Origin of the sequence: Methylocystis sp., assembly GCF_051061225.1 — a bacterium.
Lineage (GTDB): Bacteria > Pseudomonadota > Alphaproteobacteria > Rhizobiales > Beijerinckiaceae > Methylocystis.
In genome coordinates this window covers 1-23,590 of record NZ_JBPFEB010000136.1, presented here as the reverse complement: position 1 = coordinate 23,590, position 23,590 = coordinate 1, and the positions used below count along the sequence as shown (strand labels likewise).

Annotated in this window: 21 protein-coding genes; 12 read left to right on the top strand and 9 right to left on the bottom strand. The window is 66.2% G+C overall.

Annotated elements, in window-relative coordinates:
• Positions 1-3: 3 nt before the first annotated feature.
• From ACR652_RS23810 to ACR652_RS23795, 4 genes are all read left to right on the top strand, one after another.
• Complete coding sequence (locus tag ACR652_RS23810) at positions 4-615, top strand: CvpA family protein (RefSeq protein ID WP_434508956.1); 612 nt, start codon at positions 4-6, stop codon at positions 613-615.
• A gap of 104 nt (positions 616-719) precedes the next feature.
• Complete coding sequence (gene purF / locus ACR652_RS23805; protein ID WP_434508955.1) at positions 720-2,207, top strand: amidophosphoribosyltransferase; 1,488 nt, start codon at positions 720-722, stop codon at positions 2,205-2,207.
• 11 nt (positions 2,208-2,218) lie between these two features.
• Positions 2,219-2,776: a Uma2 family endonuclease gene (locus ACR652_RS23800; protein ID WP_434508954.1), complete on the top strand. Its 558-nt coding sequence runs from the start codon at positions 2,219-2,221 to the stop codon at positions 2,774-2,776.
• Between the two features lie 3 nt (positions 2,777-2,779).
• Positions 2,780-3,511, top strand: a complete 732-nt coding sequence (locus ACR652_RS23795) for an SDR family NAD(P)-dependent oxidoreductase (RefSeq protein ID WP_434508953.1) — start codon at positions 2,780-2,782, stop codon at positions 3,509-3,511.
• An 84-nt stretch (positions 3,512-3,595) separates the two neighbouring features.
• On the opposite strand, the gene ACR652_RS23790 is transcribed toward ACR652_RS23795, so the two are convergent.
• Positions 3,596-4,120 carry a DUF992 domain-containing protein gene (locus ACR652_RS23790; protein WP_434508952.1) on the bottom strand — a complete coding sequence of 175 codons (525 nt, stop codon included), beginning with the start codon at positions 4,118-4,120 and terminating at the stop codon, positions 3,596-3,598.
• A gap of 270 nt (positions 4,121-4,390) precedes the next feature.
• On the opposite strand from ACR652_RS23790, the gene ACR652_RS23785 reads away from it, so the two are divergent.
• Entirely contained in the window at positions 4,391-5,224 is an 834-nt protein-coding gene (locus ACR652_RS23785; protein ID WP_434508951.1) for an EcsC family protein, read from the top strand.
• Between the two features lie 3 nt (positions 5,225-5,227).
• Here ACR652_RS23785 and ACR652_RS23780 read toward each other — a convergent pair whose 3' ends face one another.
• From ACR652_RS23780 to ACR652_RS23765, 4 genes are all read right to left on the bottom strand, one after another.
• Complete coding sequence (locus ACR652_RS23780; protein ID WP_434508950.1) at positions 5,228-6,433, bottom strand: alginate O-acetyltransferase AlgX-related protein; 1,206 nt, start codon at positions 6,431-6,433, stop codon at positions 5,228-5,230.
• A 3-nt stretch (positions 6,434-6,436) separates the two neighbouring features.
• Positions 6,437-7,945, bottom strand: coding sequence for an MBOAT family O-acyltransferase (locus ACR652_RS23775; RefSeq protein WP_434508949.1), 1,509 nt, complete (start codon positions 7,943-7,945; stop codon positions 6,437-6,439).
• Positions 7,946-8,042: 97 nt separating this feature from the next.
• Entirely contained in the window at positions 8,043-8,432 is a 390-nt protein-coding gene (locus ACR652_RS23770) for a PIN domain-containing protein (protein WP_434508948.1), read from the bottom strand.
• Positions 8,429-8,668 carry an AbrB/MazE/SpoVT family DNA-binding domain-containing protein gene (locus ACR652_RS23765; protein WP_434508947.1) on the bottom strand — a complete coding sequence of 80 codons (240 nt, stop codon included), beginning with the start codon at positions 8,666-8,668 and terminating at the stop codon, positions 8,429-8,431. Before ACR652_RS23765 ends, ACR652_RS23770 begins: the two co-directional genes overlap by 4 nt.
• A gap of 131 nt (positions 8,669-8,799) precedes the next feature.
• Here ACR652_RS23765 and tyrS point away from each other — a divergent pair, with 131 nt between their 5' ends.
• Positions 8,800-10,062, top strand: coding sequence for a tyrosine--tRNA ligase (gene tyrS / locus ACR652_RS23760; RefSeq protein ID WP_434508946.1), 1,263 nt, complete (start codon positions 8,800-8,802; stop codon positions 10,060-10,062).
• A 130-nt stretch (positions 10,063-10,192) separates the two neighbouring features.
• Here tyrS and ACR652_RS23755 read toward each other — a convergent pair whose 3' ends face one another.
• Entirely contained in the window at positions 10,193-13,708 is a 3,516-nt protein-coding gene (locus ACR652_RS23755; protein ID WP_434508945.1) for an AsmA-like C-terminal region-containing protein, read from the bottom strand.
• A gap of 283 nt (positions 13,709-13,991) precedes the next feature.
• Here ACR652_RS23755 and ACR652_RS23750 point away from each other — a divergent pair, with 283 nt between their 5' ends.
• A complete protein-coding gene (locus ACR652_RS23750; RefSeq protein WP_434508978.1) occupies positions 13,992-14,456 on the top strand; it encodes a peroxiredoxin in 465 nt (154 codons plus the stop codon).
• A 60-nt stretch (positions 14,457-14,516) separates the two neighbouring features.
• Here the strand turns inward: ACR652_RS23750 and ACR652_RS23745 are convergent, their stop codons facing one another.
• Positions 14,517-15,479, bottom strand: a complete 963-nt coding sequence (locus ACR652_RS23745) for a tetratricopeptide repeat protein (RefSeq protein ID WP_434508944.1) — start codon at positions 15,477-15,479, stop codon at positions 14,517-14,519.
• Positions 15,480-15,587: 108 nt separating this feature from the next.
• On the opposite strand from ACR652_RS23745, the gene ACR652_RS23740 reads away from it, so the two are divergent.
• The 5 genes from ACR652_RS23740 to ACR652_RS23720 all read left to right on the top strand — a co-directional run bounded on the left by ACR652_RS23740 (position 15,588) and on the right by ACR652_RS23720 (position 19,660).
• Positions 15,588-15,908: a YbjQ family protein gene (locus ACR652_RS23740; protein ID WP_434508943.1), complete on the top strand. Its 321-nt coding sequence runs from the start codon at positions 15,588-15,590 to the stop codon at positions 15,906-15,908.
• A 49-nt stretch (positions 15,909-15,957) separates the two neighbouring features.
• A complete protein-coding gene (gene rnd / locus ACR652_RS23735) occupies positions 15,958-17,181 on the top strand; it encodes a ribonuclease D (RefSeq protein ID WP_434508977.1) in 1,224 nt (407 codons plus the stop codon).
• Between the two features lie 492 nt (positions 17,182-17,673).
• Positions 17,674-18,042, top strand: a complete 369-nt coding sequence (locus ACR652_RS23730; protein ID WP_434508942.1) for a hypothetical protein — start codon at positions 17,674-17,676, stop codon at positions 18,040-18,042.
• A 278-nt stretch (positions 18,043-18,320) separates the two neighbouring features.
• Positions 18,321-18,686 (top strand): group I truncated hemoglobin, encoded by a 366-nt coding sequence (locus ACR652_RS23725; RefSeq protein WP_434508941.1) that lies wholly within the window; start codon positions 18,321-18,323, stop codon positions 18,684-18,686.
• Between the two features lie 17 nt (positions 18,687-18,703).
• Entirely contained in the window at positions 18,704-19,660 is a 957-nt protein-coding gene (locus tag ACR652_RS23720; protein ID WP_434508940.1) for an FAD-binding oxidoreductase, read from the top strand.
• 251 nt (positions 19,661-19,911) lie between these two features.
• Here the strand turns inward: ACR652_RS23720 and ACR652_RS23715 are convergent, their stop codons facing one another.
• Complete coding sequence (locus ACR652_RS23715) at positions 19,912-21,444, bottom strand: Ppx/GppA family phosphatase (RefSeq protein WP_434508939.1); 1,533 nt, start codon at positions 21,442-21,444, stop codon at positions 19,912-19,914.
• A partial coding sequence (locus ACR652_RS23710) for an RNA degradosome polyphosphate kinase (protein WP_434508938.1) occupies positions 21,437-23,590 on the bottom strand: 2,154 nt, incomplete at its 5' end. The genes ACR652_RS23715 and ACR652_RS23710, both read right to left, overlap by 8 nt.

The window sequence follows — 23,590 nt, the reverse complement described above, 5'->3', positions numbered from 1 at the left end:
TCGATGCCGTCATACCTTGATCTGGCAGTTATCATGATCGTGCTGATCTCCGGCATGCTCGCCCTTCTGCGCGGTTTCACGCGGGAAGTGCTGGCGATCCTGTCCTGGGTGGCGGCGGCCGCTGCGGCCTATTATCTCCACCCACTGGCGATGCCCTATGTGAAGCCTTACATCGCCAAGGAAGAGATCGCGCTGGCGGCGTCCGTCGCGTCGGTGTTTTTTGTTGCGCTCGTTGTCGTGTCGCTGTTCACGGTGAAGCTGTCGGACGTCATCCTCGATTCCCGGATCGGGGCGCTGGACCGTTCGCTCGGCTTCGTCTTCGGCGCGGTGCGCGGCCTGCTGCTCGCGGTGGTCGCGTTCGTTTTCTATAGCTGGCTGGTGCCGGACCCCAACCAGCCGGAATGGGTGCGCAACGCCCGCGCCAAGCCGATCCTCGCCGCTGGCGGGGACAAGCTGCGCGAAATGCTGCCGGACGACATCGACAGCATCATCGCGAAGATCAAGGCCAAGAAGGGCGGCCATCAGCCGGTGGAGGAAACGCCCCCGTCCGAGGCCGAGCCGGAGAAGGCCGATCTGCCGGCGCCCGACAAGAGCGAGGGCGGGGAGAAGCAGTAAGGGCGCAGGCTGCTGCGCGAGGCCGGACGCCCGCGGGCGTCCGGAAGAGCTGACAGATTTGACGCCCGCCGCCTCCGTGACGGCCGAGGCATGGGAGACGACGGATGACCGACACCACGCATCAGCAGATTCCCGGCCATCTGGACACACCCGACGAGACGGAAGACGATACGCTGCGCGAGTATTGCGGCGTGTTCGGCGTTTTCGAGTTCGAGGACGCGGCGGCGATCACGGCGCTCGGCCTGCACGCCCTTCAGCATCGCGGGCAGGAAGCCGCTGGCATCGTCACCTTCGACTCCGGCCGTTTCCATGGCGAGCGGCGTCTCGGCCTGGTCGGCGACCACTTCTCCAAGGAAAGCACCATCAAGCGCCTGCCCGGCTCGGCGGCCATCGGCCACGTGCGCTACGCGACGACCGGCGAGACCATGCTGCGCAACGTGCAGCCGCTCTTCGCCGAACTGAATACGGGCGGCTTCGCCGTGGCCCATAACGGCAATCTCACCAACGCGCAGGCGCTGCGCCGCGATCTCATCAAGGAAGGGGCGATCTTCCAGTCCACCTCCGACACGGAGGTGATGCTCCATCTCGTCGCGCGCAGTCGCAAGACGGCTCTCATCGACCGCTTCATCGAGGCGCTGCGCCAGATCGAGGGCGCCTATTCGCTCGTCTGCCTCACCAACAAGAAGCTGATCGGCGCGCGCGACCCGCTGGGCATCCGCCCGCTCGTCATCGGCGAACTCGACGGCAAATATATTCTCGCCTCCGAAACCTGCGCGCTGGACATCATCGGCGCCCGCTTCGTGCGCGACGTGAAGAACGGCGAGATCGTCATCATTTCGGAGAGCGGGCTGGAGAGCATCGAGCCCTTCCCGCCGCAGCCGATGCGTCCCTGCATCTTCGAATATATCTACTTCGCCCGGCCGGACTCGGTCGTGCACGGCCGCCCCGTCTATGAAGTCCGCAAGGCCATGGGCCGCGAACTTGCGCGCGAGCAGGTCATCGCCGCCGATGTCGTGGTGCCGGTGCCGGACTCGGGCGTTCCGGCGGCCCTCGGCTATTCACAGCAGTCGGGCATTCCCTTCGAACTCGGCATCATCCGCAACCATTATGTCGGCCGCACCTTCATCCAGCCGACGCAATCGGTGCGCGAGGTGGGCGTGCGCATGAAGCACAGCGCCAACCGCTGCGTGGTCGAGGGCAAGCGCGTGATCCTCATCGACGACTCGATCGTGCGCGGCACGACCTCTGTGAAGATCGTGCAGATGATGCGCGACGCCGGCGCGACGGAAGTGCACTTCCTCATCTCCTCGCCGCCGATCACCCACCCGGATTATTACGGCATCGACACGCCGCAGAAGGAAAAACTCCTCGCGGCGACGCATTCTCTCGAGGAAATGCGCGCCTATATCGGCTGCGACTCGCTGGCCTTCCTGTCGGTCGACGGCATCTATCGCGCCACGGGCTATCCCGGCCGCGACAATGCCCGTCCACAATTCACCGACCACTGTTTCACGGGCGATTATCCCACGTCGCTCACCGACCTCGTCGAAGAGAACCGCGCGCAGGTGTCGCTCCTCGCCGAGGCGAGCTGAGGCCCCGCGCCATGGCCGCGCCAGTCAAGAAGCCGATGACGGCCGCGGAATTCCTTCGCTGGGCGGAGGGCGCGGAACGGCGTCGAAGCGAGCTGTTTCGTGGAGAGATCGTCGCCATGGCCCCCGAACGGGCGGAACATGGTCGCGCCAAGGCGCATATATGGCGCGCGCTGGCCGATGCGATCGCGCGCGCCAATGCGCCATGCGAGGCGTTCGTCGACAGCCTCGGCGTGGCGGTCGACGAGCATACGGTCTACGAGCCGGATGCGCTGGTGAACTGCGGCGCGCCTGTCCCGCGCGATTCCCTTCTCGCGCCGGCGCCGGTCATTGTGGTCGAGGTCATTTCCCCGTCATCGCGGAGCCTCGACACGAACGTCAAGCTCTCCGATTATTTTCGTCTCGACAGCGTCGCGCATTATCTCGTCGTCGATACGGGCCGCCGGCTCGTCCTCCACTATGCGCGGCGGGAGGGCGAGATCGCCGTGACCTTCGTGAAGGACGGCGTTATCGCGCTCGATCCGCCCGGCCTCTCGCTCGCCCTCGCCGACATCTTCCCACAACCGGACTAGGCTTTGACCTCCCCCCGCATCGCTCTCGTCACCGGCGCCTCGCGCGGCATCGGCCGCGCCATCGCTCTCGAACTCGCGCGCGACGGCGCGCATGTCATCGCGCTCGCGCGCACGCAGGGCGCGCTGGAGGAGCTCGACGATGAGATTCGCGCTTTGGGCGCGGAGGCGACGCTCGTTCCCTGCGACGTCACCGATTTCGACGCGCTCGACCGGCTCGGCGCGGCGATCTTCCAGCGATGGGGCAGGCTCGACGCCTTCGTCGGCAACGCCGGCGTGCTCGGCCCGCTCTCGCCGCTCGCGCATGTCGACATTAAGGACTGGAACCGCGTGATGGCGGTCAACGTCACCGCCAACTGGCGGCTGATCCGCTCGCTCGATCTGCTGCTGCGCGCCTCGGGCGCCGGCCGCATCCTGTTCGTCACCTCCAGCGCGGCCTACAAGGCCCTGCCCTTCTGGGGCGCTTACGCGGCCTCCAAGGCGGCGCTGGAAAGTCTGGCTCGCACCTATGCGGCCGAGACCCGGGAGACGGGCGTCCGGGTGATGATCGCCAATCCGGGCCGGATGCGCACGCGCATGCGGGCGCAGGCCATGCCGGGCGAGAACCCGGCGACGCTGCCGACGCCCGAAGAATTCGCAAGAAAATGCCTTCCGCTGTTGCGGCCCGAATGGTCCGAAAGCGGAAGGCTGTATGATTATCCCACGGACAGGCTGATGGAGTTCCGTCAGCCGGATTAGAGGATCGGGAGAATGGCGCGTCCCCGGCGCTTCCCTCCCCGTGCGGGGGAGGGATTGCTCACGGGCGGCGTTCCCCCGCGCCCGTCAGTGGTGATGACGGTGATGCTTGTGAACAACCGGCGGCGGCGGCGGCGGGACATAGGTCAGCGTCAGGTTCTCGACGCCGGCGTTCCAGCCCAGGCCCGTGCCGGCCTCGATGTTGAAAGGCTGGAGGGAGAAGGTGTTGTCGGAGCCGCCGACGAGGATGGCTCCGCCGCCGCCGACGCCGATCTTGGCGGAGACGCCCGGACCCATGTAATTGCCCGCCAGCGCGCCGGGGCCGACATGCGCGGTCGCGGCGATCACGCCCCAGGCGAGCTCGCCCTGGCCATTGATGGAGATGTTCGGGCCGACCTTGGTCAGCGTGCCGGTGTAATGGGCGGGAACGCCGCCTTCGGCGTCATCGTTATAGGCGCAGTCGATCTGCTGATTCTCGACGAGAATGCTCAGAGTGTTGCCAAGCAGACGGCACTGAAGCGTGCCCACGCGGTCGCCGGCGAACGCGGCGGCCGGGCTCAGAAGCGCCAGAACGCAGGCGCCGCCAAACAGGCGCTTGAAACGGGTGGACATGGAAAACTCCTCCTCTTTTGCCTATCGGGCGCTTGAACGCCCTTATCCGCGACGCATTCTGCCAAGATGCAACGCATAAGGCGGAATATAGGAAATCCGGCGCGATCGCTACAGTCTCTAGGACAAGCTTCGCGCCCGTGATGTGCGCGACAGCACGCGGGAAAAATATCTCTCGATCTGTCAGCCTCTTGCGAAACAGTGCAGGGTTGATGATCTTGAAAAGGCGAATGATGGGGCGCAAGGAGACCGCGTGGATTGCGGAGAGAGGCGATGAGCGTCAACCTTCCGGTTTTATACGAGCCAGGCCTGTCCGCGTCGGACATGGAGGCGCTCAGGACCGCCGTCGAGGCGCTGGAGCGACAGAGCTTCGCCGGTCGAATCACGCGCCTGACCGGGCGGCAGATGGGCATCCCCGTCCCGGCGGAAGTTCATCGCGTGGCGATGGACGCCGCGCAAAGAGCGCTGTCGACATCGCTGAAATTCGCGCTGGCGAGTCTCGAAGGCCCGCCGAAGGGCGACACCACGCGCTTTCATAAACGCCTCGCGGCGGTGGCGGGGGGCGTCGGCGGCGCCGTGGGGCTCGCCAGCCTGCCTTTCGAGCTGCCGGTCTCCACCACCATCATGCTGCGCTCGATCGCGGACATTGCGCGCAATGAGGGGGAGAATCTGCGCCATCCTGAAACCGGGCTGGCCTGTCTGGAGGTTTTCGCGCTCGGCGGCCATTCCGACGACAATGTTCTCGAAGGCGGCTATCTCGCCGTTCGCGGCCTTCTGGCGAAATCCGTCAGCGACGCCACGCGCTATGTCGCGGGACGCGGCCTCGCGCAGGACTCCGCGCCCGCGATCGTGCGGCTGCTCGCGCAATTGTCGTCGCGCTTCGGCGTGGTGGTTTCGCAAAAGGCGGCGGCGCAGGCCGTGCCCCTGCTCGGCGCGCTGAGCGGCGCGGCGATCAATCTCGCCTTTACGGAACATTTCCAGACGCTCGCGCGCGGCCATTTCGCGATCCGGCGCCTCGAACGGATTTACGATCCGGTCACCGTGCGCGCGCTCTACGCCCGCATTGCCCGTGAGGAAGGCTATTGGGACGCGCCGCCAGCGACGTGAGGCTCACTTCGTCGCGGCGGCGAGAAGGTCGTCGACCTGCTTCATCTCTGCGATGACCGCCTCATTTTCCTCGAGCAGCACGATGTCGGCGCGCGCGAAGGCTTTGGCGAAGTCCGCGTCGGTCTCCAGATTGGGATCGCCTTCCTGCTCGAACGCCTCGCGGCTGTCGACGCTGTGCCGCGAACGGCTGAACTTCCCCGGATCGTGACGCACATAGTGCCAGAAATCCGCCGTCGCCCGGCAGGACGACTCGATGAGGTCGATGAGAGGCTCGATGGTGAAACTGCCGCCCGCCGCGAAAATCATCGGCCTTCTGTCGCAGGCGCCGATGCTGCGGCCGGAAATTTCCGCCGTCGGATACCGGCGGTCCGGCCACAGGAGATTGAGCAGCCTCAGGAGATCAATATCCGTGCCCCGCGCCTCCTCGCGCGGGCGCCAGTCGAAATCATAGTCCGGCAGCGCCGACGGCCCATGGGCGTTGACGCGACGCGTCAGATCGCGCGCGGCGAGCGCGGCGCCGAGATAATTCCAATGCGTGCCGCCGCGCGGGAAAAGACCGATCGGATAATCGCGCGCCTTTTCGGTCATCAACGAGGCGCCGTCGACATAAGCGATCCCATGCGCGTCGAGCGCCGCGCGGTACGGCGCGAGCTTGTCGGAATGAAGCGCGCGCGCCGGACAGGAGACGTGCGGCGGCAGTAGCCCGCTGTCGCGCGCCGCTTTGGAAGGGGAAATGAGGTAGACGAAGCGCTTGCTCTGCGCCTCGACGGCCGTCTGAATGGCGCGCAGCCGCATAGCCCAGGCGTCGACCGCAACCGGGTCTGGCGGCGCGCCGCGCGCGCAGAATTCCTCAATGTAGAATTTCTCGAACAGCGTGCGCTCGCGCCCGATGAAAATATCCGGCGCGCCGGAGGCGCCGAAAACCGAATAGAGAAACTGGTTCTTGATCCGCACTGAAATCGGAAAGACGGGCTGCGTCTGTCCGATGCGCGTGGAGACCGCCTTTTGCGTTTCGCCCGACAGCAGAGCGTCGAGCGACCAGGGCGCCGGCTTCGGCGCGGAGACGCCCCACAAAGGCTCGGCGCTGCGGATGCGCAATTTGGGCCAATCCGCCGAGACGGCGGCGTTCCAAAGGTTGATGAGCAGCATCACGCCGAGGAAGCCGGCGCAGCCGAAGATCGGGAGACGCTGAAGAAAGCGTGCGCGCATGATCTAGAACCGGAAATAGATGAAGGGCTTGAAGGGGTCGGCCAACCCCTTCGCCAGCGCCGCGAGGAAGAGCAGCGCCAGCGCGCTGTTCGCCAGCAGGGCATGACGCCGCGCAAGCGACAACCAATCGATTCCGCGCGCGACGCCGATTCTTTGCAACACGCAGACGCCCGTGGCGGCCACGGCCACGACGGCCTGCTCCGGCGCCATGGCGAACGGCGCGGCGCCGGCGGCCCAGGGCCGGGCCATCAACGACAGGAAGGCGCCCGCCTGTTGCAGCGATTCAGCGCGGAACACGGTCCAGCCGATCATCACCACGATCAGCGTGACGAGGTTGGCGAGCCAGTCCGGCAGGCGCCTGAGCCTGTCGACCAGAAACAGCCTGTCGAGCACGAGAAAGACGCCGTTATAGGCGCCCCAGAAAATATAGGGCCAGGCGGCGCCGTGCCAGACGCCGGACGCCAGAAAGCAGATCCACAAATTGAGATAGGTGCGCGCTTCGCCGTGCCGGTTTCCGCCCAGCGGAAAATAGAGATATTCGCGGATCCAGCCCGTCAGCGACATATGCCAGCGCCGCCAGAAATCGGTGATGCTCGTGGCGATGTAGGGCATGTTGAAATTTTCGAGCAGTCGGAAGCCGAACATGCGCGCGAGACCGATCGCCATGTCGGAATAGCCCGAGAAATCGAAATAGATTTGCAGGGTGAAGAACGCCACCCCCGCCCAGGCGTCGGCGAAACCGAGAGTCGCGGCGTCGCGCGAAAAGATCATGTCCGCGCCGCCCGCCATGACGTCGGCGATGAGCAGCTTCTTCACTACGCCGAGCATGAAGCGCGAAAAGCCGTTCACGAAATCGTCGACATCCGCATGCGGACAGCTTTCGAGCTGCCCGGCGATATCGTGATATTTGATGATCGGACCGGCGAGCAGCTTGGGGAAGAAGAACACGTAAAGCGCATAGAGCAACGGCCCGCCCGCCGGCGCCGTGACGCCGCGCCAGACGTCGACGAGATAGGTGATCTTCTCGAAGACGATGAAACTCACGCCGATCGGCAACGCAATGTCGGGAATATGGATCCCCGGCAGCATGATCGCCTTCAGCAGCGCGTCGACGTTGGTCGCCAGAAAGCCCGTGTATTTGTAATAGACCAGGATCGCCAGATTGCCGATGACGCCGAGGGCCAGCCATCGCCTTGCGTCTCGATCGGCGCGCTGACGCGATGACGTGACGAGCCGCCTGTCCGCGAGGACGCCAACGCCGCCCTCGGCAAGCTCAACGTCGTGCGGGCGATCCCGCGCGGTGAGCGCCGCGACCTTTTGCGCCGCGACAAGATCGAGCGCCACGGAGGCGAAGACGACAAGGATGAACGCCGGCTCGCTCCATCCGTAGAAGACGATGCTCGCCAGAAGCAGGATGAGCGCGCGCGGGCGCCGTTGCGCGCCGAAGAAGAGATAGAGCAGATAGACCGCCGGCGCGAAGACAAACAGGAACAGCGGCTCGTAGAAAAGCATGAAAGGTCCAGTATTTCTCCGCCGGGAGCGCCGTTTCGGCCCGTCTTACCAAGGCTGACGGCGCGCAGCAAGTTTGAGCGCGCCGGCCGTTCCGCCCTTACCCCAGCAATTCGACCCCATGAAGGCGCGAGAACTTCCGGTCGAAGGTAACGGTCTTCTCGCAGCGCCGGGCGCGGCCGATTTCGTGGATGATGGCGTCGGAGAGATCGGCGCCGTCATGCGCGAGCGCCGCCTTCACCGCGGCGGCGTTCTCGATCACGAGCTGGCGAGCCGAGACAAGCCCCTCGACAATGGCGGACACATTGGCGCGTTCGAGATTGTAGCAGGTCTCCAGAACCCAGACGATCTCGCAGATCACGATCGACGAGACGAACCCCGGGCGGCGCGCGGAAAGTTCTGACTCTATGACTCGCGTGGCCGCCGCAGCCTGCGCGGCGTCGTCTTGCGCCAGGTAGCGCACCAGCACACTCGTATCGAGCGCGATCACCTGCCGCTCGCCCTGCGCCGGATGGCCGCCTCCATGTCCGCAAGCGACACGGGCCTCGCCGGAGGCGCGACGATCCCTTTCAATTTCCGAATGTCGCCAGCGTCCGGCCGAATGAGAAACGCGCCGTCCCCGGCCGGTTCGAACGTGACGCCATCGCCGCTGTCGAGCCCGAGCGCGCGGCGCACCTCGACCGGGAGGGTGATTTGCCCCTTGCTGGTCATCGTGGCTCTGGACATGATCGCCTCCCATATTCCTTACCTATCGTAAGGAGCGAGCCGCAACAAGGCTGAACGAGAAGCAGCCCCGATCGGCCGAACGCCCCGTCCCGTCTTGCGCGCGGGGGCCGCAGCCCCTATCACCCTGCCCCATGGCCGACGATTTCTCTCCCAAATCAGACTTCCTGCGCGTGCTCATGGAGCGCGGCTTCGTGCATCAGTGCTCGGACTTCTCCGGCCTGGACGAAAAGGCCGCCGCGGGCGGGCTTGCCGCCTACATCGGCTTCGACTGCACCGCGCCGTCGCTGCACGTGGGCTCGCTCTTGCCGATCATGATGCTGGCCTGGCTCCAGCGGACCGGCGGCCGCCCGCTGCCGCTCATGGGCGGCGGAACCACCCGCGTGGGCGATCCTTCCGGCAAGGACGAGAGCCGGAGACTGCTGACCATCGAGCAGATCGACTCCAACAAGGCGTCCATCCGGCGCGTTTTCGAACGCTTCCTGAGCTTCGGCGACGGCCCGACCGACGCGCTCATGCTCGACAACGCCGACTGGCTGGCCAGCCTGAACTATATCGACTTTCTGCGCGACGTCGGCCGTCACTTCTCGGTCAACCGCATGCTCACAATGGATTCCGTGAAGTTGCGGCTCGAGCGCGAGCATGAGCTCTCCTTCATCGAATTCAATTACATGTGCCTTCAGGCCTATGACTTCGTCGAGATCAACCGCCGCCACGGGGCGCTGCTGCAAATGGGCGGCTCCGACCAGTGGGGCAATATCGTCACTGGCCTCGATCTCGGCCGGCGCATGGGAACGCCCCAGCTTTACGCGCTCACCTCGCCGCTGCTGACCACCTCGTCGGGCGCCAAGATGGGCAAGACCGCCGCCGGCGCCATCTGGCTCAACGCCGACATGCTGTCGCCCTACGATTACTGGCAGTATTGGCGCAACACGGAAGACGCCGACGTCGCGCGCTTCCTCAAGCTCTTCACCTTCCTGCCGATGGACGAGATCGCTCGGCTGGCGGCGCTTCAGGGCGCCGGGATCAACGAGGCGAAAAAGACCCTCGCCACCGAGGCGACGGCGCTGATCCATGGCCGCGAGGCGGCGGAACAGGCGGCGGAGACCGCCCGCGCCACTTTCGAGGAGGGGGCGCTCGCCCTGTCGCTGCCGAAGGTCGCGGTCGCGGCCGATGAGATCGCCGCCGGCCTCGGCGTGCTGGCGGCCTTCGTCAAGGCGGGGCTCGTGACCTCGACCGGCGAGGCGCGCCGTCAGATCAAGGGCGGCGGTCTGCGTCTGAACGATGTCGTCGTCACCGACGAGCGCGGGACGCTCTCCGAACAGGACTTCGAGAAAGACGGAGTCGCGAAACTGTCGCTGGGCAAGAAGAAGCACGTTCTGCTGGAGCGGGTGTAGCGCGCCCCTGTCCCTCCCCGCTCGCGCGGGAGCGGGGACGCTCACGGTCAGCGCGCTCGATGAAGACGCGCATCTACCCCCTCTCCCGCGAAGCGGGGGAGGGTTGGGGAGGGGGTCATTCCAGCCGCCCTTACTGCCGAGGCGGTCCGCCCGGTATGCGGGTGGTGCCGTCCAGAACGCCCATGAGCTTTCGCATCATGCCGGGCGCGATGGCGGAGAGCGGGTTGACGCTCACCACCGGCTCGGAGAGCGAGCCCGTCACACGGTAGCTGAGCGCGAAAATGCCCTCGTGCTGGCCGCCCGCGATGACAAAGCCGAGCACCGGAATATTCGAGAGCAGGCTGTTGAGCGCATAGGCCGGCACATAGGAACCCGCGAGGTCGAGGCGGTCGCGCGCGAAATCCACGAAGCCGTCGAAGGTCAGGCCGATCTCGGGGCCGGACAGGACACCCTCGCTGGCGGACAGGCGCCCGCTGGCCCAGGAAAAGCCCGCCTGCAAACGCCCCACCTTCACCAGATCGGGATCGAAGCGCCAGTTGCCGCGATCATCGGCGCGTGTGGCTCCGCCCTGCGCCATGAGCTGGCGCATGGTCGGCTCGCCCTTCACGAAGAAATCGCGCACATTGATCGTGCCGTCGGCGCGGTTTTGCCCGAGCTGCACGCTGGCGTTCAGCACGCCGCTTTCCATCTTGCGATAGATATCGAGGAACGCGAGGAAAGAGCCGGCGTCATTGGTCGAGATTTCGACCTGAGGCAGGTTGTTCTGCGCCCGCGCCAGCGCCACGGCGAGCTGCTCGCGGCCGAAGGAGCCGGTGAGCGAGACGAAACTCAGCTTGCCCCCGGCGCTTCTCAGCTTGAAGTCGACGTTGGACAGGATCTGCTTGCCGTGGCCCGTCACGATGGGCGACTTGAACTCCACATCGACGTCCTCGCCGGCGCTTTTGGCGCCGACGCCGACCATGGGCTTGTCGCCGCCCGAGCGGATCAGGGAGCCGAGCATTGGCCGTGCGTCGAAATTCGCGCCGCGCGCATTCACCTTGAGCGTCTCGCCGGCGCGCGAGATGTCGAGCCGCATGTCGTCGCCGGGCGAGAGCCGGACTGGCGCCAGCCGCGCGGCGCGCAGCCCGCCTTCCTTCGACAGTTCGATCACCCCCTGGGCCTGCGCCGGGGCGGCGTCGAAAACGAACTGATCGAGCGCAATTCCGTCCCCGCGCCGGACCAGAACGAAAGAGGCCCGGGCTGGCCGGCCGGCCGGCTTCGACAGACCCGGTATGGGATTGTCGAAAACGGTCCTCGTGAGGTCGAGATCGATGTGGGTGTCGAGGTCCTCGACCGGCAGGGGCGTCTTCACGATCGCCGAGATCGGACCGCCGAGCCCCGAGATGGCGAAGCCGGCGCGCTGCCGCGCGGCCTCATCGAAGGTGAAGGTCACCTGCGCCTGCGCCGGACCCTTCTCGCCGAAGGCGCGGCGCACGTCGAGCGTGGCGACGGCGCCGTAGAGGCGGCCTGTGCCGGAGACATGCAGCCCCGTGGCGTCGGCCAGAACCCGCAGCGTCGCCCCCTCGAGCCGCTCCTTGCCGATCAGCCGGTCGATGGTGAGATTGCTGGCGGTGGCGTCGATGGCGAAAGTTGTCGCATCGTCGCGCGGATGGTCGCCAATGTCGAAATTGACCCGCAGATTGCCGTCGATCTGGCCCTTGATCGCGCCCGGGTCCACGGGAATGGAGGCGTGGCTCGCGACAGCCGGAATCGCCAGAATGTCGGCGACCGCCTCGACGCTGCCCGCCACCTTCAAATCCAGCACGGCGGGCGTGGGACGCAATGCGTTGTCGGCGACGAAGAAGCGACCTCGCTCGATGGTCAGCCGCCGGCCCGGCGCGGCTTCGATCATGCCCGAGCTGGCGTCGAACGCCGCCGTGCGGCCCGTCACATGCACCCGCCCGGCCACGCCCGTGATCGGCGCCATTCCCGGCAGCACGTCGATGAGGCTGACGTTTTCCACATCCGCTTCGAGCGTCACCGAGTCGTCCGGCGGGGAGCGCTCGTAGCGCATGGCGATGAGCGCAGCGCTGTCGAATGTCCCCGCCGCATGGGCGCGCCGCACAAAGCCCGTCGGAATATGATCCACGAACCAGGTTCGAACGGGCGGCGTCACATGCGTCGGCCAGAGCCGCGACAGGGCGCGGATCTGCGCGTCCTCCACGTCGAGCGTGTAGGAGACCTGCGTCTCGCCCCGGAAAAGCAGCGCCCCGGTCGCCGTCGCCCGCACTTCCGGGCCCGACAGCGCGAATCTGTCGACAAGCACCCGCCCCTGCCCGGCCATGAGACGGGCCTGCAAGCCGCCCTCGTCAAGGACGACGATCTTCTCGCCGGCGCGCTCGGGAGCCACCTGGGTGGGCCTCACCAGCCGCATGGAAATGGTCCAGGCGTCGGCGCCGGGGTCGGCGCCGGGCGGCAGTTCGGCCGGGGCCGCCGCCTCGCCGGTCAGCGCCATGTCGAATCCACCGGCCTTGAACTGCACGGGGCCGATCAACGCCTTTCGCTCATGCCGGCTCCAGACCGCCTCGCCGGCGATCCGGTCGATCATCACCGGTTCATGGTCGGGCTCGTCCAGGCGAAAGAATCCCTTGCCAACCTCGAACGCGCCCTTGGCGTCGAGCACGATGTTGTCGGGCGAGAGCGAGAAGCTCATGTCGATTCCGAGCGGCGCGTCGGTGTCGAAGCCCGATGGCCGGAAGCCGCCGATCAGCGAGATCTCTTCGAGCGTCAGGCCACGCACGCGGGCCTCGAAGGAGCGCGGACGGCCCGGCTCGCCTCTCGCCGCGGCCGTCGCAAGCCAGCGCCCGGCGGGGCCGGTCGCCCCGAGGCTGAAGCGCATTGCGCCGTCGGTCTTGGTGAGGGACAGCGCAACGTCGCTGTAGACGATCACGCGGTCGATGGTGCGGTCGTCGATCGTCAGCCGGCCATGTGTGAGCCCCACCTTGTCCAGCGCGCCGAGGGGACTGCGCGGACTCGTGGCGAAATCCATCACCGCGCGCAGCGCGGCGGCGCCTGTCTTGAGCAGCGCGACGCGCTCGACCTCCCCGGCGCTCGCCGTGGCGGCGCTGGGCGCCGCGGCCGGCGTCGGCGCGATTTTCGTCGCCGCGACGGGATCGGCGCCGGCCGATACGGCGACCGTGCCGTCCGCCTGCAGCGACAGCCGCACGTCCAGATCGAGGATTTCCAGCCGGCTGAGCTTGACGTCGCCAAGGAGGAGCGACGGCCAGTCGAGCGACAATTCGGCGCGCGGCGCCGCGAGGATCGCGCGGCCGTCCGTCTTGACGACGAGACCATCGACGGTCAGCGCCGGGCCATGGCCGCTGCTGGCGATGGAGGCGCCCTGAAGTCCAAAGGCAAACTGACCGGCGAAATGACGGTCCAGCGCGGCGACGATACGCGGCGCCAGCCATGTGAGGCTGATCGGCCCGGCCGAGAGCGACAGGAAGAAGGCGCCAACCGCGAGCGACAGCAGCGCCACGGCCACAAGGCCCCCATAGCCGCACAGACGCAGCCATCCCGCTCTCCGCCCGCGCGCGCGCAGCCGCGCCGGGGGAGCATCGTCCGCCAGCGACTCATCGCGGTCGTCGCGCCCTACCTGATCGGTCAAAAATCCTCGCTTCAGAACCCGGCGCCGGAAACTGGCGCAAACGTCGGAGCGGCGCTCTTGCCCGGCCGGCGCCTTCCCTGCATTGTCGAGCCAATTTTAAGTGTGGTTGCGACGAAAGGAAGGCGCAATGGCGACAAATCCGCCCGGCAGGAACCCGGCCACCGCCAAGCCCACGGCCAAAAAGCCCGGCGGCAAGGCGACATCGACCGAACCCTCAGCCGCCGGGGCAGCGACGACGGCGGCGGTAAAAAAGGCGGCGGCGCCAGCGCCCGCGGCGCCGAACGTGGTTCTGGAGCCAGGCGATTCGGCGCCCGCCTTTTCGCTCCCCGGCGCCGGAGGCGAGACGGTTTCGCTCGCCGCCCTCAAGGGCAAGAAGGTGGCGCTCTACTTCTACCCCAAGGACGACACCTCGGGCTGCACGAAGGAAGCGATTGAATTCAACGCCTTGCGGGAGAAGTTCGCCAAGGCGCAAACGGTCGTGGTCGGCATGTCGCCGGACTCTCCGAAGAGTCACGACAAGTTTCGTGACAAATATGCGCTCGCCTTGCCGCTGGCCGCCGACGAGAACCGGGAGATTCTCTCGGCCTATGGCGTCTGGGTCGAGAAAAGCATGTATGGGCGCAAATATATGGGCGTTGAACGCTCCACCTTCCTCATCGACGAGTCGGGCCGGATCGCAAGAATCTGGCGCAAGGTGAAGGTTCCCGGCCATGCCGAGGAGGTGCTGGCGGCGGCCGAGGCGCTGTAGGCCCCTCCCCTTTGCGTCGGCGCCCTCCCAGCAAGGAGGGGGGCGCCAACGCAAGGAACATCAGTGCTCGTGCTCGACCCCCGCCGGCGCGGCGTCGGCCGGGGCTGCGCCGGCGGCCTTTTTGGCGATGATTTTCGTGACGTCCTCCACGCCCTTCTTCGCCGGCGCAAGGTCGGGCTTGAGGGCGAGGGCGGCCTCGTAGTCGGTCCGCGCGCGCTCGAAATCCTTGCGGGCCCGCCAGGCGTTGGCGCGATTGAGCAGCGCCGTGGCGTTGCGCGGGTCCGCCTTGGCGGCCGCGTCGAAATCGGCCAGCGCCTTGTCGTAATCGCCCTTGGCGTAGAAACAGCCGCCGCGCCCGATCAACGCCGAAACGAGTTTGGGGTCACGTTTCAGCGCCTCCGAATAATCGGCGATGGCGCGGTCGTGCTCGCCCTTCGCGTGAAAATAATTCGCGCGGGCGGCCAGCGGGCCGGCGGTTTTCCGGTCGAGCTTCACCGCCTCATCGATGTCCGCGAGCGCCTTCCCGGCCTCGCCCTTGGCCCGCCAGGCCGAGGCGCGGGCCATGAAGGCGGCGGCGTTCTTGTCGTCCTTCGCGATGGCCTGATCGTAGTCCGCGATCGCCGCGTCGAGGTCGCCGGCCGCGTGACGAGCGGCGCCGCGCGCCAGCAGGACGATGGCCGCCCCCGGCTCGACCTCCAGCGCCTTGCCGTAATCCTCGATGGCGCGCGCGTAATCGCCCTTGGCCTGCCAGGCCCCGGCGCGGTTGACATAGGCCGCGAGCTGATTGTGCTTCGACTCCTTGCCGATGTCCGCGATGACCTGCGTGCAGCCGGCGATGCGCTCGTCGGGATTGGTGGAGCGGCAGAGCTTCCAGCCGGGGCTGACGCCCGGGTCATGTGCCGCGCCCGCTTCCAAGGACACAATGAAGCCGGCGCAAAGAGCGACCGCCGCCGCCGCGCGGGGGACGCTGGAGGAAAAGGCGACCATGGGTGGGATTGGCTCCGTGACGGGGAAAATCGACAATTGTCGATCCTACTCCCGCAGTCGCCGCGCGCAAACGGGATTTCCTTCGCTTGCAAGCGGCTGGCGCGCGGATACGCTAGAGGACGCCCAGCGATTCGGAGCGCCTGCATGATCGTGTCGACAACCAATGAAGTCGCCGGCTACCGGATCGTCCAGCATCTTGGACTGGTGCGCGGACTGACCGTCCGCTCCCGGTCGGTGGTCGGAAACCTCGTCGGCGGCATTCAGTCCGTGTTCGGGGGCAAGCTTTCCGCCTATGTCGAGCTTGCCGAGGCTGCGCGGCAGGAGGCGTTCGAGCACATGTGCGCCCATGCGGAACAGGGCGGCGCCAACGCCATTGTCTGCATGCGCTACGACGCCACCGAGATCATGGACGGCGTCACCGAAGTCCTGGCCTATGGCACGGCCGTTGTCGTGGAAAGAGTCTAGGCGCCGAAAATGCTTCTGCCGCCGGGCGAAAATGGGTAAACTGATTTCGATGAGCCTTTTGACCACAACCGACGAACTTGCGGCCGTCTGCGAGCGGTTTTCCCGCCACCCCTTTGTGACGGTCGATACGGAGTTCCTGCGCGAGACCACCTTCTGGCCGAAGGTCTGCGTGATCCAGATCGCCTCGCCGCAGGAGGCTGTCGCCATTGACGCCCTCGCCGAGGACATAGACCTGTCGCCGTTTTTCGAGCTGATGGCCAACTCCGGCGTGGTCAAGGTCTTCCACGCGGCGCGGCAGGACCTCGAGATCATCTGGCGGCTGGCGCGGCTGATTCCGGCTCCGCTCTTCGACACGCAGGTCGCGGCCATGGTCTGCGGTTTTGGCGAGCAGGCGTCCTATCTCGAGCTGGTCAAGGCGATCAGCCGCGCCAGTCTGGACAAGTCGTCGCGCTTCACCGACTGGTCGCGCCGTCCGCTTTCGCCGGCCCAGATCGACTACGCCATCGCCGACGTCACCCATCTGCGCGACATCTACACCACGCTGCGCGCGCGGCTCGAACGCTCCAACCGGCTGGAGTGGCTGGCCGACGAGATGGAAACTCTGACGTCGCCCGCGACCTATGAGCAGCATCCCGAAAACGCCTGGGAGCGTCTGCGCCATCGCGCCCGCAAGCCGCGCGACCTCGCCGTGCTGATGGAGCTCGCCGCCTGGCGGGAGGCCGAGGCGCAGAGCCGCGACGTGCCGCGTTCGCGCGTCCTCAAGGACGACGTTCTCGTCGAAATCGCGCAGTCGGCGCCGAAGAACGCCGAAGCGCTCGCCAATTTGCGCTCTTTGCCGAAGGGAATGGAGCGCTCCCGCGCCGGCGCGGAGATTCTCGCCGCCGTGACGCGCGGCCTTGCCCGCGACCCGGCGAGCATGCCGCGCATCGAGCGGGAGCGGCGCGGCTCGAACGGCGCGACTGTGGAGCTGCTGAAGGTGCTCCTTCGTCAGGTGACGGAGCAGACGGGCGTGGCGGCCAAGATGATCGCCACGGTCGAGGATCTGGAAGCCATCGCGAGCGACGACCACGCCAATGTGCAGGCGCTCAAGGGGTGGCGCCGGACCATTTTCGGCGAGAAGGCGCTGGAGCTCAAGAGCGGCCGCCTCGCGCTCGCTGTTGAAAACGGCAGGGTCGTCACCTTCGACTGGCAGGATGGCGAGGCGCAAGAGGCTCCCGCGCCTCGCGAAGCCGACGCCGAGACCAGCGCCGTGGAAACCTCCGCCTCCGGCTGACGCGCGCCCTCTCCACCCTGAATGAAACTGCGGGCCCGTGTCGTGGACGCGGGCTTTCGCGCGTCTCCAGGCGACCGCGGCAATGGGCCGCACGATACCCGGCGACCGTTCCACAGCATGAACACGGCCGCAGTTGCATCGGGAAATTGAGGCGCCAAGCGAAACCTCGATGCTCAAGATTTGGTCAAATTGATAGATAGGTTCTATCAATAGGTCTCATAGGCGACTGGATTTCCGCGCTTTTCCGCCTTCGGCGATGGATCGCTTGCAACGCTGCCAAATGTGCCCATTCTGGGACCATCGGTCGCAGCGAAAATCTGATAAACCTATTCATTTTCAATATATTGTAATCTTATTTCGCATTGCGTCATTGACATGTTGCACTGCGGTGTTAGCTTCTTTGCAGCGATGGAAGCCGCTTGTCTGGACGGCTTGAAAGGCTCGTCGCTAAATCGCTCTTCCTCCCGGAGCGATAGAAGAAAGGAATAGACCATGAAAACACGGTTTATCGCGACGGCGCTTTGCGGCGCCCTGGCCCTCGCGGCTGCGACGCCCGTGTCGGCCGCCGACTGGTCCGAGACGACAATGAAACCGCTGATGGCGGCAAGTCTCACCGCAGGGGGCGTGCATGTCGTGAGCTATTTTCAGCCGATCAAGGGCGTCTGCCGCCTGACCATGGTGATTGGCGGCCAGGACGGAGAAACACAGGACGTCCCCCCGACCCGGGTCGAGTTGACCATTGAGCCCGGCCGCGCGGCCTATGTCGACAACGCCGACGGCAAGTCGTCCCGCTTCACCTGCCTCTACAGCGCGGAGGCGATGAATGTCGTGCGCACCGAACGCCTGGCGCTCGCGCGGTAGTTCGACACGACACGGCGGGCGAGCCGCCAAGGCGGCTTTCCCGGAAAAAGGACATGCGCCCGGCCCGTGGCCGGGCGTTTTTCAGCAGGAACGCCTCTCCGGAACGGCGCTCACGAAACAAACGTCAACATTCCATCATTTTGTTTCATTTACGGAAACATCAAGGGTTGCGCGGGCCTTGGTGGAGCCATGTGATTTTCGTTTACTGGACGTTGCCGGCCGCGGCCTCGAAAAATAGCGTCGCCCCGTCAATCACGACGACGAGGGAAACACCGAACATGTCGAGCCTTTACGAGCGTCTCGGCGGTGAGAAGGCCGTGAACGCGGCCGTCGAACTGTTTTACCGCAATGTGCTGGCCGACGGCCGCCTGGCGCGCTTCTTTGAAGATGTGGACATGGACCAGCAGATCGCCAAGCAGAGGTCCTTCCTGACGATGGTCTTCGGCGGGCCGAACAACTACACCGGCCTCGACATGCGCAACGGGCACAAGAAGCTCGTCGAGAAGGGCCTCAACGACTCGCATGTCGACGCCGTCATCGAGAATCTTGACCGCACGCTGCGCCAGCTCGGCGTCGGCGAGAATGAGGTCAAGGAAGTCTCGGCGCTCGCCAATTCCGTCCGCGACGACGTGCTGAACCGCTGATGGCTCAGGGAGGAGACTTGGCGCTTCTCACCTACAAGGATCGCCCGGTGGATCTCGCGCCGGGCGAGACCGTCCTCGACGCTCTCACGCGCGCCGGCGTCGACGCGCCCAGCTCCTGCCGCGCGGGAACCTGTCAGACCTGCCTGCACCGGGCCGTTGAGGGAACGCCGCCGCCCGAGTCGCAAAACGGTCTGACCGCCGCGCAAAAGGCGCTCGGCTTCTTTCTTCCCTGCGTCTGCCGCCCCACGCAGCCGCTGACCATCGCGCCGCCCGACGACGCCGGCGCCCGGCTCGAAGCCACCCTGCGCGCGATCGAACCGCTGTCACACGACGTCGTCCGGCTGCGCATTGAAACCACGCCCTTCCCCTATCGGCCGGGGCAGTTCATCGAACTCATCGCCGACGACGATTTGCGCCGCCACTATTCCCTGGCGAGCCATCCCGACGAGGACCCCTATCTCGAACTGCACGTCCGCCTCCATCCCGGCGGCCGCATGAGCCGTCGTCTCATGGCGGAGATGAAACCGGGGCACAGGCTTCATGTGGCCGGCCCGCGCGGAACCTGTTTCTATGAAGGGGTGGAGCTGGACCAGCCGCTGGCGCTGATCGGCGCCGGCACGGGTCTCGCGCCGCTCTATGGCGTCTTGCGCGACGCGTTGCGGCGCGGCCATCGCGGCCCGATCCGCCTCTATCACGGCGCGCGGGACCGCAAGGGGCTCTATCTGGCCGATGAACTGCAGGCGCTGGCGCAGAGCCGAGAGAATGTCGAATACATTGCGGCGGCGCTCGATCCGGACGCCCCCTTCGGCGGCGACATCGCCGCTCTCGCACTCGCCGAAGAGCGGGCGCGGGTCGGGCAGACAGCCTATTTCCTTTGCGGCGGCGAGGGTCTCGTGAAGCGGCTCAAGCGCGATCTCTTCATGGCGGGGGCGAGCATGAAGGCCATTCGCTCGGATGTGTTTTCGGCGGGTTGAATGCGAATGCTGCTCGTCCCCGTGAATGGGAGGTATGGGGATCATGCCGCCAGACCGACCATGAAACCCAAGCACAAACGCTGCTCGTGGGCTTATCCCTCCCCCTCGCGGGGAGGGCGGCCCCGCGAAGCCGGGTCGGGTGGGGTCAAAGCCCCATCATGGCTGTAGCGGCTCGAACCCCACCCGGCGGTCTTCGACCGCCGACCTCCCCGCAAGGGGGAGGTATGGGGATCACGCCGCTGGACGAGCGCTCATCCGGCTATCTCGATCTGCGCATCCATCCCCAGCAAGCGGCCGACGCTCTTGAGGCGGTTGAGAACCCGCTCGCTGCCGAGATCCTCGAAATCGCCCGGTAAGGTAAGGGTGAGAATGCGCTTGCGCACGATCAGGCTCGTGCGCGGCAGGATGCCGGGCATCGACGCCGACACCAGATAGGCCGCGCGCATGGCCGCGCCCAGCACGCGGGCGCGCACCAGGAGGCGCGTCGTCAGCAGGCTGCGCACCATGCCGATGCCGCCGCCGCCGTCCGGCCCCTCGTGACGCATGATGATCGCGAGCGACAGGAAGGCGCGGCCGGGATGGTCGATCGAGACAAACGGCCCCTGCGTGACGATGTTCATCGCCCGCTCGGCGCGATATTCCGGATGGGCGCGCCAAGCGATGTCCGACAGCAGGCAGGCCGCGTGACGCAGCCGCTTTTCCTCCGGCGTCTCGTCAATGTCGCTCGACGCCATGAAAGCGTCCGTCCAGGCGATCAGATCGTCGCCGTAACCGGGCGCGCGCGCAAACAGGGCTTCAAGCTCGCGCGAGCCCGACAGCAGAGGGTCGACCTTGCGCTCGTCGTCCGACAGACGCTCGAACAGCAGCCCCTCGCGCACGCCGGCCGCCGAAATCACGATTTCCTTGGGCCGCGCGCGGCGGATGATCTCGTCGAGCACGATCGCGCCATAGGCGAGCAGCGGGCGGCGCGCCGTGGATACGACGTCGATATCCTCGATCGCCGCGCTGTCCACATGCTCGACAAGCGCCGCGAAATCGGCGGCCTCGCTCGTCTGGATGCGGTAATTGTGCATGACGCCGAGCGGATAGTTGCGCTGGCGCATATGCAGCTTGGCGAGCGAGCGCCAGGTTCCGCCGACGGCGTAGAACACGCGGCCCTTCAGCGCGTCGAGCGGTTTCGCCTCGGCGATCGCCTTGCGCGCAATGCGCGTCGCCTCGCGCGGCGAGCGCTTGGAGGCGTCCATCAGCGCAAGGCCGCCGAGCGGCAGGGTCACGCCCTTGCCGAGATCATGGCCCCTCACGTCGATCAGCTCCAGCGAGCCGCCGCCAAGATCGCCGACAACTCCGTCCGGCTGATGCACGGCGGAAATCACGCCCAGCGCCGACAGCTCCGCCTCGCGCTTTCCCGGCAACAGATGAATGTCGCGGCCGATGGCCTCACGCGCCGCTTCGAGAAACGCCGGGCCGTTCTGCGCGTCGCGCGCCGCGGCCGTGGCGATCACCTCGATGTCGCGCACGCCCATCATCTCGCAGAGCGCGCGATAGCGGCGCCGCGCCTTCAGCGCCTTGCCGACGCCCTCCTCCGGCAGACGGCCCGTCGTCACCACGCCCTTGCCGAGGCCGCACATGGCCTTCTCGTTGAAGATCGGCGTCGGCGCGCGCGAAAGCCCCTGATAGGCGACGAGGCGCACCGAATTGGAGCCAATGTCGACGATGGCGACAGGCTTCGCCGCGCTCGGCGGCGCCTGCTCGACCGGACGCAACCGCAGAAAGCCCTTAAGCATCTTGCTTGCGCTTCAGCAACGAGCGCGGACGCGAGTCCTTGAGCGACTTGCCGCGCCCGGAGAGGCTCGGATGCGTCATGAAATATTGATGCGCGTTGAAGCGCTCTTCGCCCTCCGGAGGCGTGATGCGCTGCGACGAGCCGTCCGGCAGAACGCGATAGCTCTGCTCATTGTCCATGAGATTGGCCATCATGATCTGATCGAGCAATTGCTGGTGCACGGTCGGATTGACGATCGGCAGCAGCACTTCGACGCGGCGGTCGAGATTGCGCGGCATGAGGTCCGCTGACGAGATATACACCGACGCACGCGGATGCGGCAGCGGATGACCGCTGCCGAAGGCGTAGACGCGCGCATGTTCGAGAAAGCGTCCGACGATGGACTTGACGCGGATATTCTCGGAAAGGCCCGGCACGCCCGGCCGCAGACAGCAGATGCCGCGCACCACGCAATCGATGGGAACGCCCGCCTTGGACGCGGCATAGAGCGCGTCGATGAGTTCCGGATCGACCAGCGCATTGCATTTGAGCCAGATCGCGCCGGGCTTGCCCGCCTTCACCGACTCGATTTCCTGTCCGATGTGTTCGAGCAGCTTTTTCTTCAGCGAAATGGGCGAAACCGCCATGCGTTCCAGCCCGGCTGGCTCGGCGTAGCCGGTGATGAAATTGAAGATGCGCGACACGTCGCGCCCGATCGCCGGATCGGCGGTGAAGACGGAAATGTCCGTGTAGATTCGCGCGGTGACGGGATGATAATTGCCGGTGCCGATGTGGCAGTAGGTGGCGAGCCCGGAGCCTTCGCGGCGCACGACCATCGAGAGCTTCCCGTGAGTCTTCAGCTCGATGAAGCCGAAGACGACCTGCGCGCCGGCGCGTTCGAGATCGCGCGCCCAGCGAATATTGGCCTCCTCGTCGAAGCGCGCCTTCAACTCCACGAGCGCCGTGACGGATTTGCCGGCCTCCGCCGCCTCGACCAGCGCGCGCACGATCGGGCTGTTGTTGGAGGTGCGGTAGAGCGTCTGCTTGATGGCGATGACGTTGGGATCGCGCGCCGCCTGTTGCAGAAATTGCACGACGACGTCGAAGGATTCATAGGGGTGATGGACAGCGAGGTCCTTCTGCTTGATGGCGAGGAAACAGTCGCCGCCATTGTCGCGCACGCGTTCGGGGAAGCGCGGATTATAGGGCTTGAATTTCAGATCGGGCCGGTCGAGCGCGACCAGTTCCGAGAGATCGTTCAACGCCAGCATGCCGTCGATTTCGAAGGTCTCGCTCGGCTCCACCTCCAGCTCGTCGGCGACCAGCGCGCGCAGGGTCTCCGGCATGTCGGCGGCGACTTCGAGCCGGATCACCGATCCGCGCCGGCGCCGCTTCAGCGCCGTCTCGAAGAACAGCACGAGATCTTCCGCTTCTTCCTCAACTTCGAGATCGCTGTCCCGGATGACGCGGAACAGCCCCTGCCCGCGCAGCAGATAGCCGGGGAAGAGACGCTGCGCGTTCATGGCGATCAGCGTTTCGAGCAGCATGAAGCGCTCGCGCCCGCCCGCGGGATTGGGCAGATGCACGAAGCGCTCGATCTTCGTCGGCAGGCGCACGAGCGCCTGAAGCGTCTTGCGGTCGCCCGGCCGCACCAGCTCCAGCGCCAGCGTGAAGCCGAGATTGGGAATGAAGGGGAATGGATGCGCCGGATCGACGGCGAGCGGCGTCAGCACCGGGAAAATGCGGCTGAGAAAGTATTCCTCCAGCCATTCGCGGTCGGCCTTGGAGACGTCGGAGGGCTCGACGATGACGATGCCAACTTCCTCGATTTCGCGGCGCAGCTCGCGCCAACGCCGCAGCTGCTCATTGCTCAGCAGCACCACGCGCTCGTTGATCTTGACGAGCTGCTCGGAAGGCGTGAGCCCGTCTTGAGAAACGGCTGTGAGCCCGGAACGGATCTGGCCCCGCAGGCCCGCGACGCGAACCATGAAGAACTCATCGAGATTATTCGCCGAAATGGAGAGGAAGCGCAGCTGCTCGAGCAGCGGATGGCTCTTGTTGGAAGCCTCCTCCAGAACGCGGCGGTTGAACTCGAGCCAGGAGAGCTCGCGATGGATGAAACGGCGTGGGCAGACCGCCCATTCTTCGGGGCGCTCCAGAAGGGCGTC

What these genes read in the sequence shown, in the direction of transcription:
- ACR652_RS23810 (WP_434508956.1), top strand. Translation starts at nt 4, where the DNA reads ATGCCGTCATACCTTGATCTGGCAGTTATCATGATCGTGCTGATCTCC.
- purF (WP_434508955.1), top strand. Translation starts at nt 720, where the DNA reads ATGACCGACACCACGCATCAGCAGATTCCCGGCCATCTGGACACACCC.
- ACR652_RS23800 (WP_434508954.1), top strand. Translation starts at nt 2,219, where the DNA reads ATGGCCGCGCCAGTCAAGAAGCCGATGACGGCCGCGGAATTCCTTCGC.
- ACR652_RS23790 (WP_434508952.1), bottom strand. Translation starts at nt 4,120, where the DNA reads ATGTCCACCCGTTTCAAGCGCCTGTTTGGCGGCGCCTGCGTTCTGGCG.
- ACR652_RS23785 (WP_434508951.1), top strand. Translation starts at nt 4,391, where the DNA reads ATGAGCGTCAACCTTCCGGTTTTATACGAGCCAGGCCTGTCCGCGTCG.
- ACR652_RS23780 (WP_434508950.1), bottom strand. Translation starts at nt 6,433, where the DNA reads ATGCGCGCACGCTTTCTTCAGCGTCTCCCGATCTTCGGCTGCGCCGGC.
- ACR652_RS23775 (WP_434508949.1), bottom strand. Translation starts at nt 7,945, where the DNA reads ATGCTTTTCTACGAGCCGCTGTTCCTGTTTGTCTTCGCGCCGGCGGTC.
- ACR652_RS23765 (WP_434508947.1), bottom strand. Translation starts at nt 8,668, where the DNA reads ATGTCCAGAGCCACGATGACCAGCAAGGGGCAAATCACCCTCCCGGTC.
- tyrS (WP_434508946.1), top strand. Translation starts at nt 8,800, where the DNA reads ATGGCCGACGATTTCTCTCCCAAATCAGACTTCCTGCGCGTGCTCATG.
- ACR652_RS23740 (WP_434508943.1), top strand. Translation starts at nt 15,588, where the DNA reads ATGATCGTGTCGACAACCAATGAAGTCGCCGGCTACCGGATCGTCCAG.
- rnd (WP_434508977.1), top strand. Translation starts at nt 15,958, where the DNA reads ATGAGCCTTTTGACCACAACCGACGAACTTGCGGCCGTCTGCGAGCGG.
- ACR652_RS23730 (WP_434508942.1), top strand. Translation starts at nt 17,674, where the DNA reads ATGAAAACACGGTTTATCGCGACGGCGCTTTGCGGCGCCCTGGCCCTC.
- ACR652_RS23725 (WP_434508941.1), top strand. Translation starts at nt 18,321, where the DNA reads ATGTCGAGCCTTTACGAGCGTCTCGGCGGTGAGAAGGCCGTGAACGCG.
- ACR652_RS23715 (WP_434508939.1), bottom strand. Translation starts at nt 21,444, where the DNA reads ATGCTTAAGGGCTTTCTGCGGTTGCGTCCGGTCGAGCAGGCGCCGCCG.